The sequence below is a fragment of the Bifidobacterium sp. MSK.17.10 genome, from assembly GCF_019129655.1.
In the GTDB taxonomy this organism is placed as follows: Bacteria; Actinomycetota; Actinomycetes; order Actinomycetales; family Bifidobacteriaceae; genus Bifidobacterium; species Bifidobacterium adolescentis.
In genome coordinates, this window is sequence record NZ_JAHOJD010000001.1 from 66,080 (window position 1) to 84,835 (window position 18,756).

Annotated in this window: 13 protein-coding genes; 3 read left to right on the forward strand and 10 right to left on the reverse strand. The window is 57.2% G+C overall.

What is annotated here, in order from left to right:
• Positions 1-12: 12 nt before the first annotated feature.
• Positions 13-1,533, forward strand: coding sequence for a xylulokinase (locus tag KSX58_RS00250; protein WP_003808341.1), 1,521 nt, complete (start codon positions 13-15; stop codon positions 1,531-1,533).
• Between the two features lie 202 nt (positions 1,534-1,735).
• Here the strand turns inward: KSX58_RS00250 and KSX58_RS00255 are convergent, their stop codons facing one another.
• From KSX58_RS00255 to KSX58_RS00285, 7 genes are all read right to left on the reverse strand, one after another.
• The gene (locus tag KSX58_RS00255; RefSeq protein ID WP_021913013.1) at positions 1,736-2,365 is read right to left on the reverse strand and encodes a sugar O-acetyltransferase; all 630 of its coding nucleotides are present in this window, start codon (positions 2,363-2,365) and stop codon (positions 1,736-1,738) included.
• A 62-nt stretch (positions 2,366-2,427) separates the two neighbouring features.
• Positions 2,428-3,861, reverse strand: a complete 1,434-nt coding sequence (locus KSX58_RS00260) for a carboxylesterase/lipase family protein (protein WP_038444169.1) — start codon at positions 3,859-3,861, stop codon at positions 2,428-2,430.
• 8 nt (positions 3,862-3,869) lie between these two features.
• Positions 3,870-5,816: a sialate O-acetylesterase gene (locus KSX58_RS00265; protein ID WP_042990438.1), complete on the reverse strand. Its 1,947-nt coding sequence runs from the start codon at positions 5,814-5,816 to the stop codon at positions 3,870-3,872.
• Positions 5,817-5,906: 90 nt separating this feature from the next.
• Positions 5,907-7,538, reverse strand: coding sequence for a glycoside hydrolase family 43 protein (locus KSX58_RS00270; RefSeq protein WP_021913011.1), 1,632 nt, complete (start codon positions 7,536-7,538; stop codon positions 5,907-5,909).
• 76 nt (positions 7,539-7,614) lie between these two features.
• Positions 7,615-8,508 carry a carbohydrate ABC transporter permease gene (locus tag KSX58_RS00275; protein WP_003808319.1) on the reverse strand — a complete coding sequence of 298 codons (894 nt, stop codon included), beginning with the start codon at positions 8,506-8,508 and terminating at the stop codon, positions 7,615-7,617.
• On the reverse strand, positions 8,508-9,551 hold the full coding sequence (locus KSX58_RS00280; protein ID WP_042990437.1) for a carbohydrate ABC transporter permease: 1,044 nt from the start codon (positions 9,549-9,551) through the stop codon (positions 8,508-8,510). The genes KSX58_RS00275 and KSX58_RS00280 overlap by 1 nt, the downstream gene beginning before the upstream one ends.
• 100 nt (positions 9,552-9,651) lie before the next feature.
• Positions 9,652-10,926: an ABC transporter substrate-binding protein gene (locus tag KSX58_RS00285; RefSeq protein WP_217752018.1), complete on the reverse strand. Its 1,275-nt coding sequence runs from the start codon at positions 10,924-10,926 to the stop codon at positions 9,652-9,654.
• A gap of 359 nt (positions 10,927-11,285) precedes the next feature.
• Between KSX58_RS00285 and KSX58_RS00290 the strand changes: the two genes are divergently transcribed.
• Entirely contained in the window at positions 11,286-12,305 is a 1,020-nt protein-coding gene (locus KSX58_RS00290; protein ID WP_021913007.1) for a LacI family DNA-binding transcriptional regulator, read from the forward strand.
• 133 nt (positions 12,306-12,438) lie between these two features.
• Here KSX58_RS00290 and KSX58_RS00295 read toward each other — a convergent pair whose 3' ends face one another.
• Together KSX58_RS00295 and xylA are read right to left on the reverse strand one after the other, a co-directional pair.
• Positions 12,439-14,136 carry a glycoside hydrolase family 43 protein gene (locus tag KSX58_RS00295; protein WP_021913006.1) on the reverse strand — a complete coding sequence of 566 codons (1,698 nt, stop codon included), beginning with the start codon at positions 14,134-14,136 and terminating at the stop codon, positions 12,439-12,441.
• A gap of 390 nt (positions 14,137-14,526) precedes the next feature.
• Positions 14,527-15,876, reverse strand: coding sequence for a xylose isomerase (gene xylA / locus KSX58_RS00300; RefSeq protein ID WP_038444161.1), 1,350 nt, complete (start codon positions 15,874-15,876; stop codon positions 14,527-14,529).
• 252 nt (positions 15,877-16,128) lie between these two features.
• Here xylA and KSX58_RS00305 point away from each other — a divergent pair, with 252 nt between their 5' ends.
• Positions 16,129-17,409: an O-acetylhomoserine aminocarboxypropyltransferase/cysteine synthase family protein gene (locus tag KSX58_RS00305; RefSeq protein ID WP_003808298.1), complete on the forward strand. Its 1,281-nt coding sequence runs from the start codon at positions 16,129-16,131 to the stop codon at positions 17,407-17,409.
• A 225-nt stretch (positions 17,410-17,634) separates the two neighbouring features.
• Here the strand turns inward: KSX58_RS00305 and KSX58_RS00310 are convergent, their stop codons facing one another.
• Positions 17,635-18,561: a DUF559 domain-containing protein gene (locus KSX58_RS00310; RefSeq protein WP_046999158.1), complete on the reverse strand. Its 927-nt coding sequence runs from the start codon at positions 18,559-18,561 to the stop codon at positions 17,635-17,637.
• Positions 18,562-18,756: the final 195 nt, after the last annotated feature.

Here is an 18,756-nt window from a genome sequence, read left to right on the forward strand (position 1 = left end):
GCAACACAAACCATGGCAAGGACTCTGGTTGCAGGCGTCGACACATCGACGCAGTCCTGCAAGGTACGCGTGACGGACGCCGAAACCGGCGAGCTCGTCCGCTTCGGGCAGGCCAAACACCCGAACGGCACATCCGTCGACCCCTCATACTGGTGGAGCGCATTCCAAGAGGCCGCCGAGCAGGCCGGCGGCCTGGACGACGTATCCGCGCTGGCCGTCGGCGGCCAGCAGCACGGCATGGTGATCCTCGACAAGCAAGGCAACGTCATCCGCGATGCGATGCTGTGGAACGACACCAGTTCGGCGCCCCAGGCTGCGGCTCTGATCGAAAAGCTCGGCGCAGCGCCCGCACAAAACGGCGAGCCGGAAGACCCAATCGCCCGAGGCAAGCAGCGTTGGGTCAAGGCCGTAGGCTCCTCCCCCGTCGCCTCCTACACGCTGACCAAGGTGGCATGGGTGGCCGAGAACGAGCCCGAAAACGCCAAGAAAATCGCCGCCATCTGCCTACCTCATGACTGGCTGAGCTGGCGCATCGCCGGTTACGGCCCGGTCGCCGAAGGCGAGGACGCCCATCTTGAAGCCCTGTTCACCGACCGCTCCGACGCCTCCGGCACCATCTACTACGATGCCGCGTCGAACGAATACCGCCGCGACCTGATCGCCATGGTGCTCGAGGCCGCGGAAGGCGCCGAAGCCGCGCAATCGCACGCCGAGGCCATCGTGCTGCCCACCGTGCTGGGGCCGCGCGACGCCGCCCCCGTCAAGGCCGATCCGGCCATCGCCGGCAAGAACGTCGAAGGCGGCTGCCTGCTCGCCCCCGGCGGCGGCGACAACGCCATGGCATCGCTGGGACTGGGCATGGCCGTCGGCGACGTGTCCATTTCCCTGGGCACCTCCGGCGTGGCCGCAGCCATCTCCGAGAACCCAACCTACGACCTGACCGGCGCCGTATCCGGCTTCGCCGACTGCACCGGGCACTACCTGCCGCTGGCCTGCACCATCAACGGTTCGCGCATCCTCGACGCCGGCCGCGCCGCCCTCGGCGTGGATTACGACGAACTGGCCAAGCTGGCCTTCGCCTCCAAGCCCGGCGCCAACGGCATCACCCTGGTGCCGTACTTCGACGGCGAACGCACGCCGAACCGCCCGAATGCCACCGCCACCTTCTCCGGCATGACTCTGGCCAACACCACACGCGAGAACCTGGCCCGCGCCTTCGTCGAAGGACTGCTGTGCTCCCAGCGCGACTGCCTGGAGCTCATCCGATCCCTGGGCGCAAGCATCACGCGCATTCTGCTCATCGGCGGCGGCGCGAAGTCCGAAGCTATCCGCACGCTGGCACCAAGCATTCTGGGCATGGACGTGACCCGACCCGCCACCGACGAATACGTGGCCATCGGCGCGGCCCGCCAGGCCGCCTGGGTGCTGTCCGGCGAAACCGAGCCTCCGGCATGGCAACTCACCATCGACGGCGTGGAGACCGGCGAACCGACCGAAGCCGTATACGAAGCCTACGCCAAGGCCCGCGGCTGATCCATCACCGCAGGAATTCAGGCATAGGGCCGGGAAGCTTCCCAACAATGGGGCTTCCCGGCCCTATGCTGATTCATGAACCATACTCATAGAAACGACAATATGAACGACAGCTTCCGTATAAGGCTTTACGCGCTCACCTGCATCGCATGGCTGGAGAAATCGATTTGCCGTCAACACACCCTATGAAACGTTTGCAAAACTACAGCAAACCTTCCACATCGGCGAAGGCAGGGTCATGTTCGGGAATCTCACGAATCACATGCGCTGGATTGCCCACGGCTATGACGTTCTCCGGAATGTCACGTGTCACCACGGACCCGGCGCCGATGATGGAATTCGACCCGATGGTCACCCCCGGCGTGACCGTCACATTGGCGCCGAACCACACGTTATCACCGATGGTCACGGCACTGGCATGCTCCCAGCCCGCCAGGCGGGTGGCAGCGTCCTTGGCATGGTTGGGTGTGGCGATGGTGCAGCGCGGACCGATCAGACAATCCTCACCGAGCGTCACATATCCGCCGCCGCACACCATGAAATCCTTGTTGAGGAACGTGCCGCGGCCAATGGTCAATCCGATGCCGTAGTCGACATTGAACGGCGGCGTGAACTGCACGCCCTCCCCCGCGTCCGGGACCAGCTCGTGAAACAAACGGTACGCCTCGTCCGGATCATCGAAGAAGATGCGGTTGATCTTCGCGCAGGCGCGCATGGCCTCGCCTGTGAATTTCGGCAGCGACTTCGATTTGCGATATTGCGTCGGCTTGCCGGCGAACAGTTTGGTCAGATCCTCGTCGGACGCGATCAGCGCTTCCGTCTCCTGCGTCATATCCGTCTCCTTCATCACATTCCACCGCACTATAGTGAACGCTCACACCATACTATATTCACTTACTTGACCATGACGCATGAAACGTTACCCGGCGTATCGTGGCATCCACCGAACAGCATATATCGTTGACCATCAGGTCCGCATGCCGTCCACTCAGGCAATCCGGAACCGTTCGGATCACCTGTCGCCGCGAAATTCACCCAATATCGATTCATCGCATGGGACAAATCGTAATGCCAGCCTCGAAACGGCCGCCAGCTCGCAGGGAGCGTCCCGAACGAAAACCATAAATCGGACGAATGAAACGCACCGGCATCATCCCCCGGCATATCCACATCGAATCGATACCTGTATGGTTCCGAGCCGCCGCCTGACACCCATGCATCGATCATATCCAGATTGCCGCATTCACCCTCCGGATACGGAGTGCCATCAGGGCCCGGAACCATGAACTCGCCGGTCGTGTTCCCCACCAACAAATCACACGGAACGCGATGTCCCGCAATAAGCGCATCACGGTATTGCTCGACAAGGAATGTCCCATCGACGCAGGGAATCCAATTAGTCATCGGAGCCCATACGACATCATCACCCTGCCCAGACCAATCGCAAGCAGGAAAAGTCACCGCCGCCTCCAGCAGATCAGTCGCAGGAACAGAACGCGCCTCGGCAATCGATTCAACTTCCAGATACTTCAAAAAACGCGCTCCATTTCGCTGCGCATCCTCAAGAGACCACAGATGGCGATTGAACAGACCAGTTCCACCTCCAGACTGCATGATGACGCGTTGGAACAGACCATCGTTCATCGGCGAGACACTTTGCGCCAACGCGCTTGCGGCCCCTGCGGACTGGCCGAACACGGTAATGTTCGCAGGATCGCCACCAAACAAGGCAATATTGTCCTTTACCCACTGAATGCCCATCCGCTGGTCAAGAAATCCGAAATTCGCACAAGGCCGTCCATCAACCGCTTCCTTTTCCAACATGGCATGCGCGAAAAAACCAAACACATTCAACCGATAAGCAATGGAGACCACCACCACGCCCTGACGGGCCAGCTGCTCTCCATTGAACTCCTTCTCACAGATAGATCCAGTCTGAAACGCTCCACCGTAAAGCCATACCATCACAGGCAGCCCATGCCCATCGCAACGGGAATCCGTACGAATCTCGGAACCACTGCCGCATCCACGCAAGGCCGGCGTCCAGATATTCAGATACAGACAATCCTCAGCCATCGGAGTGTCAGCGTCAATCTGCCATTCCCTGCCGTAGAACTCATCCGAGCCGGGCAGCGGCTGCATCGGCATCGGCGCGAAATCACCGGCTTCGAGCACGCCATCCCACGCTTCAGCAGGTTGTGGCTCACGCCAGCGTAACTCATCAACAGGCGGCTTGGCATATGGAATGCCCCGAAACACGGTGATCACAGGATCCGCATCGGAGAATCCGTCGACACATCCTTGACGAATCATGACTTGTCTGCGCATGACTGCTCCTAATCAACCATGGGCAACGGCAGATGAAACGGCGGAAGCAGAACACCGTCCCCGTCGCAGATGAGACCGGATTCCGGGCTGTTGCTCCACGCATACCGCACCTCGTCCGGCATGCGCGACGGTATGCGCGCCACAATATCGCAACCATCCAGCCATGCCTCAGCCCGCACCGAAGTGGCGCAGTCGTGCCACAGGAAATCAATTTCTCGCGGAACGTCACCATCCAACGTCATCAGATGGCGATTCTGCGATTGCATCTGTTCGCCCATGGAATTCCGCCACACGCAGTGCATCCTCAACAATCCATCGTCCGCCTCTGCGGTTTCAACAACCGGCTGAGGCTGAGCCTGCTGGCCATACACAAAATCCATCGCGACATTGAATGCACGATCCGCGATGGTTTTCTTATCATGAGGATGCAAATCATTGCTTTCACCGGCATCAAGCGTCACCACCGCAGCCACGTGTTCAAGTTCGTCCGCCACTCTCCATTCCTGTTCTCGAATAAGCGGCCAACCACCATCCTCGATGGCGTCGATGCCGAATTTCGGAAGCTGGACGATCAGGAATGGCATATCCGGCTGATGCCACTTGCCACGCCACAATTCAATCATGGCTTTCAGCTCATCGCCATAACGCATGGCGTAGTCGCCGGTATTCGATTCGCCCTGATACCACAGCACGGCCCGCACCGCATATGGAAAACACGGGGCGAGCATGGCGTTGTACAGGCCGGTCGGCTTCCATCTGACGAAATCCTCGAATGGGCAATCGCGGTCGGCTTCGGCGGTCACGGCATACTGCCAAATGCCGGACAGGTCGAAGACATCGTCTCCGATGGTCAGTGTCATCCGTTTGCCGGGCGTCACACGGCCGCCGGGCCGTTCAACGACCAGACGCATGCGGATTTCGTTCGCGCCGGCGCGCAGCACGCCGGCTGCGACCGGATAGTCCCGCGGCTCATACACATTGCTTCGCCCACCGACCAACACACCGTTGACCCACGTATGGTCGGCATCATTCATGGTGCCCAGACGCAGTAGGGCGGGCTTCCCCGCATCCGACGGAGGCAGGAACACGGTTTTTCTCATGGTAATCTCGCCGCGGAAACCGGCAAGTCCGCGATCCTTGTACCATCCAGGCAGGCGTATGTCATGCCATGCCACGTCGCGCGGCTCGATGTTCTTGGATTCCGGACAGTCCCACGCGATCAATGGCAGCCATTCATGGTGGGCATCGGCCACGGCCTCGTATCCAAGCGCCTGGTACCACCGGTCCCGCTCGGCAACGGAATCGAAGCTTCTTTTCGACGCCACACCATCGCCAAGGTACGGTTCAAGACTGGCGAGCGCTTCGGGGAACGCTCGTAATGTGTCAATGTCCATCCAGGATTCGATCGGAGAGCCGCCCAATGAAATGTTCAACAGACCAACGGGCACACCGAGCCACTGGCGGATCCTGCGACCGAAAAAATATGCGAGCGCTGAGAAATCATCAAGCGTATCCGCATCGCAGCCCTGCCAGAACGCACGGTCGTGATCGTCGCGAGGACCTTTGAAATCGTAATCGGGAATCACTTTGTACTGCCGCAGCAATGGATCGGGATCACGGTCCCACTCCTGTGGATAGTCGGCGCGCACCCAAGCCATAGGCAGTTCCATATTCGACTGCCCGGAGCACAGGAACACCTCTCCCGCATAGCACTGCCGTGAGATACGCTCCGCTCCGTCCTCGTAGCATATGGTCAGCTCGTACGGCCCTCCAGCTTCGATCGGACCATACGGCGCGTTCCAAGTTCCGTCGTCTTTCACCTGCACCATATGCCGCTCGTCAGCAAGCCGTGTCAATACGATGCGTCCGGGATCGCCGGTGCCCCAAATATGCATGTCCACACCGGCTTGCAGCACGCAGCCGTCGTCAAGTAGTTTCGGCAATCGCAAAGTCATCTCAGCATTCTCCCCATTGAGTCTGCGTTCATTTCACCAAATAACCGACGGGCGGCAGGAATGCGGCGAATCGCCGCCCGTCGGCATCGACTACCGGTTGTCGGGAAGCTCCCGATAATCGAAATAGTCGAATTCGGCTTTCGCGTCATAGCCAGACAGATCAACACAGGCGAGACCCACGAACGCGCCGGTGAAGAAGCCGCCATAGCGCTGGTTCACATAGTCATCGGACAGAATCTTCGCATCGAGCTTCACCGGAATCTCGGTGAAGCGCTCACCGTCGAAGGAATATTCGTAGGAATAGTATTCCGTGCGGACCTTGGTGCGCAGCCATACCGCTTCGGCGTCTTCGGGCACCACGATGGCGTCATCCTTGAGGAACGACGTGTATTGGTTGAAATCGTTCTGAGCCACTTCGATGACCCTTGCATGTCGTTTCTCATCCCAAGTGACGAACGCCCATGACCAGCACAGGTCATCGTAATAGTTGGTCAGGCCTGCCATCTGCATGTAGTTCTTCGGATCGAAACGCACCTTGGTTTCGGCGTCGAAATCGAATGCCTGCCAGCGACGAGCCACAAGGGACAGGTCAAACAGGTTGCACAGCGAGCCCTGACCACGCAATGCCAGTTTGCCGTCGCCCACCGTGCCCATGGCGTCGGTGAACGGGACGCGCAGGGTGTTCCAATTCGGTCCGAGTTCGTCGGATTCGAACTCGTCGCGCTCGTCGCGCGTCGCTGGGGCAACGGTCTCGATGGCGTCTTTCGGAGCGTCGACGTAACGCTGTCCGCCATGGCCTCCGACCACGCGCGGCCAACCGTCCTCATCCCATTCGACTTTCTGGATGGAGGTCTCGCGTCCGAGTGTGCACCATCCGCGGGTGCCATGGGCCGGTTCGGTATCATGACGCCACGGACGACCGCATAGGGAGGCGTAATACCACTCGCCGGACGGGGTGTCCACCAACGCTCCATGGCCCTGCTTCTGCAAATAGGTGTCAGGAGTGTCGAAGTTACCGATGAACGGGCCATTCGGCATAACTTCGAAGGAGCATTCGTCAAGGGTACGGGAACGCGCCACAGATTCCTGATGCTCATACACCGTGCCGCCTTCTGCGGCAAACAGGTAGTACCAACCATCCTTCTTGTATAGGTGGGGACCTTCGGTGATCTTCACCGAGGTGCCATCCCAGATGGTGCGGGCCGTTTCTGGCTTGAGCTTCATGGTGTCGACGTCGAATTCCGTCAATGTGATACCGTCGAACTGGTGGTGGTATTCACGGAAATCCCATGTCTGCTGCACCAAGTATTTGCGGCCGTCGTCGTCATGGAACAGGCTGGCGTCAAAACCGACCCCGTTGATGCGAACCGGCTCGCTCCATGGCCCGTGGATGTCCTCGGCGGTGACCAAATAATTAGTGCAATCCTTGAATGCACCATTGACCACCTTGACATCAGTGTAGATCAGCCAGAACCTGCCATCCGCATAGCTTAGGTCAGGAGCCCAGATGCCTCCCGAAGAGGGGTTTCCTCTCATATCAAGCTGGCTGGACCGGCTCAACGGGCTTGGAAGAATGTTCCAATGCACCAGGTCCTTGGACTCATGCAGGCGAACGCCTGGGAACCATTCGAAAGTGGAATTGGCAATGTAATAAGTGTCACCGACGCGAATCATTGAAGGATCGGCATGAAAACCGGTGAGCACCGGGTTGGAAATCTTCATAATGTACCTCTTGCATAAGAGATGAAGCCCGGAAGACGGAAAGGAACATCTTCCGGGCGTGGGTTGTCACATTTCGTCAGCCCTTGACCGCACCTGTCAGGCCGCCGACGATCTTCTTCTGGAAGATGGTGAAACAGATCAGGGCCGGAATCATAGCCAGAGAGGTGAAGGCCAACACCTGTGCGGTGTCAACGGAGTGTTCGGAGCTGAACATCTGTACGCCAAGTGGCAATGTGTACTTGTTGGCATCACTGAGCACGAACAGCGGCAGCATGTAGGCATTCCAGCTTCCCACGAAGGTGAGGATTCCAGTGGTGGCCACGCCAGGCATGGACAGCGGAATGACCATGCGCCAGAAGAAGCCAAGGCGGGAGCATCCATCGAGAAGACAGGCCTCCTCAAGCTCATTAGGAATCGACTGTAGGAACGGCACCAAGATGATGATGGTCTGAGGAAGTCCGAAGGCAATTTGCGGAAGGATCAGACCCCACAGGGAGTTGGCCAGACCCAGATTGCGAATCAGCAGATACAAAGGTGTAATGCCAACGGTCATCGGGAACATGAGACCAGCAGAGAACAACGCGTACATAAGCGGCGCATAGCGGAATTTGTATCGGGCGATGACAAAGCTCACCATGATGCTAAGCACCACGACGCCTACCATGGTGGCGATACCCACGATGGTAGAATTCTTCAGTTCCGTCCAGAAAATATCACTTTCGAAGACCGTCTTGTAGTTGTCGGGGACCCATGGGTTCGGCATCCCGGACGGATGGTTGGTGATCTGCGAATTGGTACGGAAACCGCCGAAGATAATGTACAACACCGGAGTGATGCAGATGGCCACAAGCACCAGGGAGAAGAAGTAGACGATTGGGTTGCCCCATGGCGTCTTGGATGACTTACGGTAACCATTCTTCTTGCTGTACTCGCTTTTGTTGGAATGTCCTGCGATTGTTGCGGCAGTCATCACTTCACCTCACTTGCCAGGGCAGCAACCTCACGATGCTGCACTTCTTTTGCGCGCTTCCTGGCACGCTTCTCGGCTTCTTTCTGTTCAGTAACAGCACCGTCCAAGTCACGGTTCAGCACGAACTTCTGATAGACGAGTGCGATGATCAAAGAGATCACGAAGATGATCAGAGCAACGGCGGAACCATAGCCATAGTTGCCGGCTCCACGACCTTCACGCACCATGTAGGTGGCCATGGTGGACACACCAGCGGTGGTCGACACATACTTGCCCCACACGATATAGACCAGATCGAAAAGCTGCAGAGAGCCAATCATGGAAAGGAACACCCAGATCCGCAACGTCGGAGCAAGCAACGGCAACGTGATGCTTTTCTGCATCTGCCAGAAACTCGCCCCATCCACCTTGGCTGCTTCATACAGTTCCTCGGGAATGGATTGCATGCCGGCGAGCATCAGAATTACGGCGAAACCGACGTATTTCCAGCTGATCAGCAACAGCAGCGTCCAAATAGCGATTTTCGGGTCGGCCAGCCAATCGGGACCATTGATGCCGAAGTTGGCCAGAATCTCATTGATGGCGCCCTTCTTCTGTAGCAACAGGCTCCATCCTGTGCCGACGATGACCTCGGAAACGACATACGGCACGAAGATGAGGGTGCGGATGAGACCACGCCCCTTGAACTTCTGGTTCAGCAGCAATGCGAACAGGATGGCGAGCGGAGCCTGGATGACCAACGAGCCGATCACGACCTCGAAGGTATGCAGAATTGCCGCCTGGAACGCGGGATCCTTAAGCGCTGTGATGTAGTTCTGGAGACCAACGAATTTACCTGTCTTGGAGGGAACTCCGTAGCCCTTCCACTGATAGAAGCCGTAATAAGCACCCAAGACGATAGGCAGAATCACAAAGCAGACGAACAGAAGAATCGCAGGTGCGGACAGTACGAAAATCTCAACATTACGACGCATTTTGCCATCGGACGGTTTCTTGGACCGCTTAGCGCGCAGCGTCACCGCGTCTTTGCTTGTACTTGACATGGTTTTCTCCACTACCAGATACGTTTCTCGAATAGGAAGGAGGGTGGATGAATATCTGTCTATCCACCCTCCTTTGGCCGTCAACCAGCCATGTTCACTATCAGCCCTTGGACGCTGCGTCCTTCATCGCCTTGACGATGTCAGCCGAAGTCCCCTGTCCGGAAAGCAGATTCACCACTCCGGAATTAAGAGCGTTGCCAATATTTCCGCCGAGAGCGGTATCCATCCACAGCTGCATGCCATCGGACTTTTTCATAGCTTCGATGATGCTCTTAAGATTTTCATCGGTAACCGCATCGTAAGCTTCGGCGGAAGCCGGAATGGTGCTGAACGCAGTGGCGTATTTCTCCTGATTTGATTTCTCAGCCATGAAATTGACGAAATCAACAGCAGCGTCCGGAGCCTCGGGATTGACAGCGAAACCGGTCACAGCGCCCATCAAAGCACCTTCCTCGCCTTTTCCTCCGTCCACGGTCGGGAAGGCGAAGAAGCCAAGGTCAGCCATTGGCTTCTTGTCCGGAGTCAGGTCCTTGAGAACTCCAGGCTCCCATGTGCCCATGAGCTCCATCGCAGCCTTATGATTGGCCAGCAGACCTGCGGATGAGCTGGCGCCCTGCTGGGCCGTCGTGGTGAGGAATCCTTCGTTAAAAGCATTCGCATCCAACAAATCCTTCAGATCATCTCCGGCCTTGGTCCAGCAGGAGTCGGAGAAGTCCTTGTCATTGACGCCCTTGGCGTAGGCCTTCGGAGAGCATTCGCGCATGGACAACCAGTAGTACCAGTGACCGACCGGCCAAGCATCCTTGCCGCCGAGTGCGATCGGATCGATGCCAGCGCTGCGAAGCTTCTGTACATCGGTCTTCAGCTCGCTGAAGGTGGTCGGCGCGGCATCGATGCCAGCCTGCTTGAACAGATCCTTGGAATACCAGATGCCACCAGGCTGCACAGTGACTGGAACACCATAGACCTTGCCGTCATAGGACATGGACTCCAGCGCAGAAGACATCTGCTTCTTGACGGTGTCACTGATCTTATCAGTGAGGTCCATGCCCTGTCCGGCGTCAATCATGTCCTTGGTCTTGGCTCCACCAAGGGTCATGTACACATCCGGGCCGGAGGCGGGATCCTGCATAGCGGTGGTCAGCTTGCCTTCGAAATCCTCGTTTTGGATGGCTTGGATCTGGACCTTGACACCGGTCTTCTTCTCGAACGCTTTGGCCATATCCTCCCAATACTGCTTGCCGTCACCAGCTGTTGCGTTATGCCAGAACGTAATGGTCTTATCGTCTTTGGCACCAGCGCTGGAGCCGCAGGCACCCATGCCCAACATGGTCGCCACCGCAAGAGTGGCAGCTGCAATGGTTTTGAACTTCATTGTCTTCTCCTTATTGACCAAATCATCATCGACAAAATGATGGCAACGACAGGAACGATTTCTCTCGAATGGGCCGAATCGGGAAGCATGACCGCAACGAATGCTGCCGCAGCTCCCTGGCAGACAGAGAATCAGCCTTTGACTCCCTTCGAAAATTTCCATTCCGTTTTCGCTGTACCTACAGACTACCGAAACAAATCACACAAAGTCAAGTTTTTTGTAAAATCAGAAAACTAACTATTTTTCGTTGATTTTACAACGTTTTTAAGCATTGCCAACATATCGAAAGTTTCGAAAAACGTAAACCGAAACTTTCGTTCGCATTTTCGGATATGATGAAAATGAAGAAGGAGTGACTCATGCGCAATACGGCAAAAAAAGCTACGGTACGACTCTCTGACATAGCTAAAGAGACCGGTTATTCCCTTTCCACCGTATCCAAGGCGCTCAACGGCAGAGCCGACGTTTCCGAAGAGACGCGGCAAACCATCAACGCGGTGTTGAAACGGTATGGGTATTCCCGTAAAGCGACAAGCACGAAAAGCCAACGAATTATCGAAATCGTGTTCCAAGATTTCGATAATGTTTGGGCCCTTGAAGTACTCCGTGGCGCCATTCGCGAAGCCAAGTTGCATGATTTGAACGTCATCACCACCGAAGGCGGCAATCGCCAGCACCCGGACTCATCCTGGATTGACAACATGCTGCGTCGGCAGACAGATGGCGCCATTCTTGTCTTCTCCAGTCTGACACGTATCGAACGGAACAAGCTGCATTCCAGAGGTATTCCCTTCGTCTTGTTCGATCCATTCGGTAATCCAGATCCAGACACGCTGTCGGTGCAAGCGGACAACTGGACCGGAGGCGTAATCGCCACCAGGCATCTGCTCGCACTCGGACATACCCGCATAGGCATCATCACCGGACCGGAGGAAATGATGTGTTCCAAAGCACGTCTGGACGGATATACATCAGCGCTTGCAGAACATGGAATCGAAACCGATCCCGAACTTATCACCGAAGGCGATTTCACCACTTCCGGCGGTTACGCACAGTCCATCTCCCTGTTGAAACGACCAAATCGTCCGACCGCAATCTTCGCCGGCAGCGATCTGCAGGCCATGGGCGTCTACGAGGCGGCAAGGCAATTGGGGTTACGTATTCCGGAGGATCTATCCGTGGTCGGATTCGACGATGTGCAGACTGCCGCATTCCTTGGCCCGGCGCTGACCACCGTACGGCAGCCGCTCCAAGACATGGCAAGGGCCGCCGTACGCATGCTGATCGAGGCGCTGTCCACCGACGACGTGATCCAACCGCACATCATCATGCCGACATCGCTAGTGGTACGCAACAGCACACAGCAACTTGAAGGGTGACCAGCAAGACAAACCGCGCATGTGCAACCGGAGGAAGAAACGCCACACGCCCCTAGCCTTCCGGTTCCGACCCGTCCCAAGGATGGTCCTCCGAAGTACCAGTAACGAACCATCCTTTCAAACTCCTCAGATTCTATGCCATGAAACCAGCCATGCAACCGACGAATCCACCGGCCCATTCGGTGCTAAGGAAACGAGCGTCAATACTGAGCAATACCTGCCCTCGACTCACGAAAGCCGAGGAATCAGCCGGATCAAGCCCTTCAGCCACGATGACCAACAAGCGGTTGTCATCGAAAAGCACCGCCGGACGTGTGCCATCAGCCCGCAGGGCGGCAACGGAACCGGCTTGCGAATCATCTCCATTCACCGTCTCGTAGCGCACATCCGTGCCATGCATCGAAAACACCGCGTAATGCGTGGAATTCTGCCGGATCACTAAAGAACCGGACATGGGAATCGGCATGAGCGTCGGCAGTTTCGCTATTCTGCGGTAGCTGACATCACGCTCGTCGCGCACCACCACATCGTTCGTCGAGCCATCAGCCACATCCACCAGCGCAGGTTCCACGTCACCGGCGAGCGAGGATTTCACCCTAGGCTCGATGGTGATGCCATCGTCTTCAGTAGTAACCGTGATCTCGTCGGCCAAGCGGCCAAGACCAGCGCAAGTCACTGGCCATCCGGGGTCACCCTCATGCGTATATGATGCACCGTTGCCGTCCAGCTTCCAATCGGCCGGATTATGTTCCCAGGATACCGGAGCGACAAAGCTCTCCCTTCCCAAGTAGCTCAATAATTCGCCGTCATGCTTTCCCCGTGTCTCTCTCACGCCGAGACACACCAGCCACCATCCCAGTTCCGGATGAAGCAACAGGTCCGCATGTCCCACGCATTGCAGCGGTTCCGACAAACCCAGATGTCGGTGGGTGAGAATCGGATTCTTCTTATCCGCGTGGAAGGCACGGATTGCAGTGCCAAGATAGCAGCGTTCCCCGTCACGAACCTGCGGAATGCACTCACCCAATTCGGATACTTCCCGTTCGTAAGCTTCGAACGCCCGAAGCAGTCCATGCGGCGCATAGATGCGCATGGCCATTTCGCTATGTTCGAAACTGGTGCCCCCCTCAGCGGTCATCAGATACACATAATCACCCACGCGATAGAGATGCGGCGCCTCAGCCCACACCGATTCCATACCGTATCCGCGCCATATTACCGTCTTGCCCGATCCCGCAGGAAGACCGTCATCGACAAAAGTCCAAGTCTCCGGATTAATGCGTTGGGTCCAGACCTCGGTCTGGCCTTCCCATTGCGGATTGACCGCAGGACGGGTCTGGGTCCAGTACACATTGCCGTCCCCGTCCTCGAATATGTCTGGATCGATGCCTTCGGCGCCCTCGATCCAGAACGGCCCACGCCAAGGTCCGTCGATCGAGTCCGACTCAAGAACGAAGTTGCCTTCCGCCGCCTGGGCCGCATCCAATTCGGCCTGGGAGCATCCTTCCGCGATGGCTTTGCGTCCATTGATGCGAGCGATGGTGCAGGCAATCACGTATTTGCCACGAATCCTACGCAGCGTCGGCGCATAGACGCCACCCGAGTCATCCACGAAAGGAATGAGCAAACGTCTTGCCAACTCCTCATCTATGGCATCCGACACGTGTTTCCAGTGGGCCATATCCCTGGAAACGTAAATAGGCAAGCCTGGAACCAGTTCGAAGGTGGAGGTCACAAGCACGATTTGCCGAAGATCATCATCCCAAATCCAACTCGGATCAGGATGCATTCCGTGAAGAATGGGATTGGCGATGGTAATCGTTGTGGTCATAAGTACGCCTCATTCGGGAACGTTTGGATACATCACATCATTGCGAATAATCGAAATTTTCGCTTGGTCTAGCAACGCAAACAAGCCGCTCACCGGCGATCTAGCCGGCAAACGACTTGCGTGCGAAGGAAATTTGAGGAAGGAGGAAGGAAAGAAAAGCGAGTGGTGTGCCGGAACACCGACGCTTCGGCACACCACATCCGGCTCTGTCACAGTCGAGCCCCACTGTTTGATCCAGCGATGAATCAGGAGTCCTAACGGAAACTCCTTACTGCGCCCATGCCTCGGTCCTGCAATTCCGGAACGCTACGCGCGCCCAGTCATTGCTCGCCCTCGACTACCGTCTCGGACTTCGCCCGAGGCTACCTAAAACCCTAGTGAGTTTTCGGCTCACGCCTCGGCCAGGGCGTCGATCATGTAGTTGTTGATCGTGGCCTTGACGGACTCGAGGTGATCGGACTTGGTGGCCTCGATGAGCTTGGACTGCGGGATATCCAGAGCGTACTCCTCGAGGGAAGCCAGGGAGGCGGTGCCGTTCTCGACGGTCGCGCCGATGCCGGAATCGAAGGAGCTGTAGCGCTCGGCCTGCAGGTTCTCGATGACCTTGTCCTCGTGCATCTTGGCTGCGACCAAGAGACCTGCAGCGAATGCATCCATACCTGCGATGTGGGAGCGGAACAGATCCTCGGCGGCGAAGGAGGTGCGGCGCGGCTTGGCATCGAAGTTCAGGCCGCCGTGAGGGCCGATCTGGCCTTCGGCGAGGACCTCCCACATGACGGTGGAGGTCTCGTACAGGTCGGTCGGGAACTCATCCATATCCCAGCCGATGAGCTTGTCGCCCTGGTTGGCGTCCAGGGAGCCGAGCACGCCGGCCTCGCGGGCGGTGCGGATCTCGTGCTGGTAGGTGTGGCCGGCCAGGTTGGCGTGGTTGCCTTCCAGGTTCAGCTTGAAGACGTCCATCAGATCATAGGTGCGCAGGAAGTTGATGGCGGTGGCGGCATCGAAGTCGTACTGGAACATCGTCGGTTCCTTGGCCTTCGGCTCGATCAGGAACTGGGCGTCCAGGCCGATTTCCTTCGCGTAGTCATGGCACATGTGGAAGAACTTGGCCATGTGCTCCTGCTCGCGCTTCATCTGGGTGTTCCACAGGTTCTCGTAGCCTTCACGGCCGCCCCAGAACACATAGTTCTCGGCACCAAGGCGCTTGGCGATCTCCAGGGAGTGCTTCAGCTGGCCGCCGGCGTACGCGTAGATGTCGGCGAACGGGGAGGTGGAGGCGCCGGAGACGAAGCGCGGGTTGGTGAACAGGGAGGAGGTGTTCCACAGCAGCTTGATGCCGGTGGACTTCATGTTCTCTTCGATCTTGTCGACGACCTTGTCCAGGTTCTTGTCGGTCTCGCGCAGGGTGTCGCCTTCCGGAGCGATGTCGCGATCATGGAAGCAGAAGTACTCGACGCCGAGCTTCTGGAAGAACTCGAAGGCGTAGTCGACCTTGGCCAGAGCCTCGTCCTCCGGATCGGAATACTTGCCGTACCACGGGCGCTGGGCGGTGCCGGTGCCGAACGGGTCGACCAGCTCCTGGTCGAAGGTGTGCCACCATGCGACGCCGAAGCGCAGCCAGTCCTTCATCTTCTTGCCGGCAACAACCTTGTCGGCGTCGTAGTAATGGAAAGCAAGACCCTCCTGCGGCCCCTTTTCGCGACCGACGTACGGAATCTTATCGATATCCCACAGACCCATGGAATGCTCCTTTGCTTGGTTTACTTACGTAAAGCTTTATTTCGCAGCGGGCTTTCCGCCCGTCTTGGTCTACATAATAAATTGAATTACCTAAGTTTGTCAATTCGTTAAACTATACGGCGTTTCCATTGGAATCAAGCCATTTATCAATGCAGTGATACAGTGTGTTTGTTTGTTTGTTTGTTTGTTTGTTCGCATCGCGGCGCAACACCTGCGCGGCACACGGAAGCGCGGAATCGAAAGAAGGAACATATGAGCGAAAACGTCGACACCATCTGCGTGCAGGGAGGCTATCAGCCGGGCAATGGAGAATCCCGCACTCCCCCAATCATCCAGGCCACGACCTTCAAATACCAGTCGAGCGAACAGATGAGCCGACTGTTCGACCTGTCCGAATCCGGCTACTTCTACACCCGCCTGCAGAATCCGACCAACGACACCGTCGCCGCGAAGATCTGCGAGCTGGAAGGCGGCGCGGCCGCGATGCTCACCTCGTCCGGCCAGGCGGCGAACTTCTTCGCGCTGTTCAACATCTGCAACAACGGCGACCACATCGTCGCCTCCTCCGCCATCTACGGCGGCACGTTCAACCTCATCAACGTGACCATGCGCAAGATGGGCGTCGAATGCACCTTCGTCAGCCCGGACTGCACCGAAGAGGAACTTGAGGCCGCGTTCCAGCCGAACACCAAGGCCGTGTTCGGCGAGTCCATCTCCAATCCGGCGCTTATCGTGCTCGACTTCGAGAAGTTCGCGAACGCAGCGCATCGTCACGGCGTGCCACTGATCGTCGACAACACCTTCCCAACGCCGATCAACTGCCGTCCGTTCCAGTACGGCGTGGACATCGTCACGCACGCCACCACCAAGTACATGGACGGCCACGGATCCTGCGTGGGCGGCGCGATCGTCGATTCCGGCAATTTCGACTGGATGGCCCATGCGGAGAAATTCCCGGGCCTCACCACTCCGGACGACTCCTACCATGGCGTCACCTACGCGAAGGAATTCGGCAAGGCCGCATACATCACCAAGGCCACCGCGCAGCTCATGCGCGACTTCGGCTCCACTCCGGCGCCAATCAATTCGTGGATCATGGGCATGCATCTGGAATCCCTCGGCGTGCGCATGGAGCGCCACTGCGCGAACGCACTGGCCGTGGCCAAGTGGCTCGACGCCGATCCGCGCGTCAGCTGGGTGAGCTTCCCGGGCCTCGAAACGGACAAGTACCATGCGCTGGCGGAGAAGTACATGCCGAACGGCACCTGCGGTGTGATCTCCTTCGGCGTGCCGGGCGGCCGCGAGAAGGTCTCCGCGTTCCTCGACCATCTGAAGATGGTGTCCATCGCCACGCATGTGGCCGATGCGCGCAGCTGCACGCTGTATCCGGCCGGCACCACGCATCGCCAGCTCACCGAGGAGCAGCTTGAGGAAGCCGGCGTCGGCATCGACCTGGTGCGCCTGAGCTGCGGCATCGAAAACACGGCCGACATCATCGCCGACCTCGACCAAGCCCTCGCCGCCGTGCAGTGAGCCGCAGAAATCCGCCATCTCGCTTATGGATGGCGGATTTCTCCACCCGACCGATGCTATCTCGCTTATAGATGGCAGTCTTCTTGAATCGCTAAGGCCCTAGGGGGTAATATTCATACCTCTTAAGGCCTTTTTGTGGATTTCATCCGCCATCTATAAGCGAGATAGCATCATGCCGCAGCCCGATTCCGCCATTCATAAGCGAGATATGGGCTTGCCCAAGCCTCACAGACGGTTGCCCTTCCTCCGACCATCGGCTATCTGAGCAATCGTCATTCGCCCACATAGCCGCACAGGCTCCCCCAAACGCAATGACATCCTCTGCGCCACGCGTTCCGCCAATTCCTTTTGAGAATCCTCATCCCTGAGATTTTCCGCCGTCACCTGGATATACAGCCATCCTTCATCCTCCAACGCTTCCCGACGTTTACTGTCAGCCAACCATCGCGAGGCATGATGCCTGCCGTCGTATTCAATGATGATTTTCAAATCCGGATAAGCCATGTCCGCGAAAAATACATGAGAATAGCCTTTGAGCCGAATGGCATAGTTCACTTCCGGACAAGGCAAACCATAACGCAACAGAACAATTCGACTTCTCGTTTCCTGGGAAGAATCTGTATTCTCCCGCATCAGCCTGAGAGCCCTACGCATTTTCGACACTCCTCTCACCGCACGTAATCTGTCGGAGCCTGAATAGTTGGACAAATCGGACAAGCTATCGACATATATCCGAAACTCCTCCAGTGTGGCCTTTTTCATATGTCCATCACGCCGCATCATCGAATCACCCAAAACCACCAATTCTTCATCTTCAAGCCGATTGGCATGCATGGCCCATGTGGTCACGGAATCCGTGCATCGCAATCGACCATGATGAATCGGCATATGCGTCTGAGGTCCAGACCAAAGCACAAAACAAATCCCCTGCAGTATCGTTCGCACGCCGTTACTTTCAATCACCGCGTGCAGCGTATCAGCCAAAAGCCCTCCGCGCCGGTAGCGAGGCAGTTCGATGCCTTGTAAACTCAGTGCGGTATCAAGCGCGAACACCAGCCGCCTTCCGGTGCGCCTCTGCGCTTCGAGACATTGTTCGATGGTTCTTGTCCTCAGCCGTGCGAGGCTTTCCGAATATTGTGCTCCATTGTCCATAGCGCCAAAGTAGAGGAAATGTCGCCGCGCTGCCTACCGGCTTCCGGCAAACAGTGGATAAGTGGATAACTGCGCCCTTCTTTTTCTGATGCGGATAACCGTATCCCAGCGGAGGAATTCAAAGTGTGCATAGCCGATTGAGACGAGCGCGGCAATCGCAAGCATTGCAAGGATACTATGGCTGGCAATGAGGTC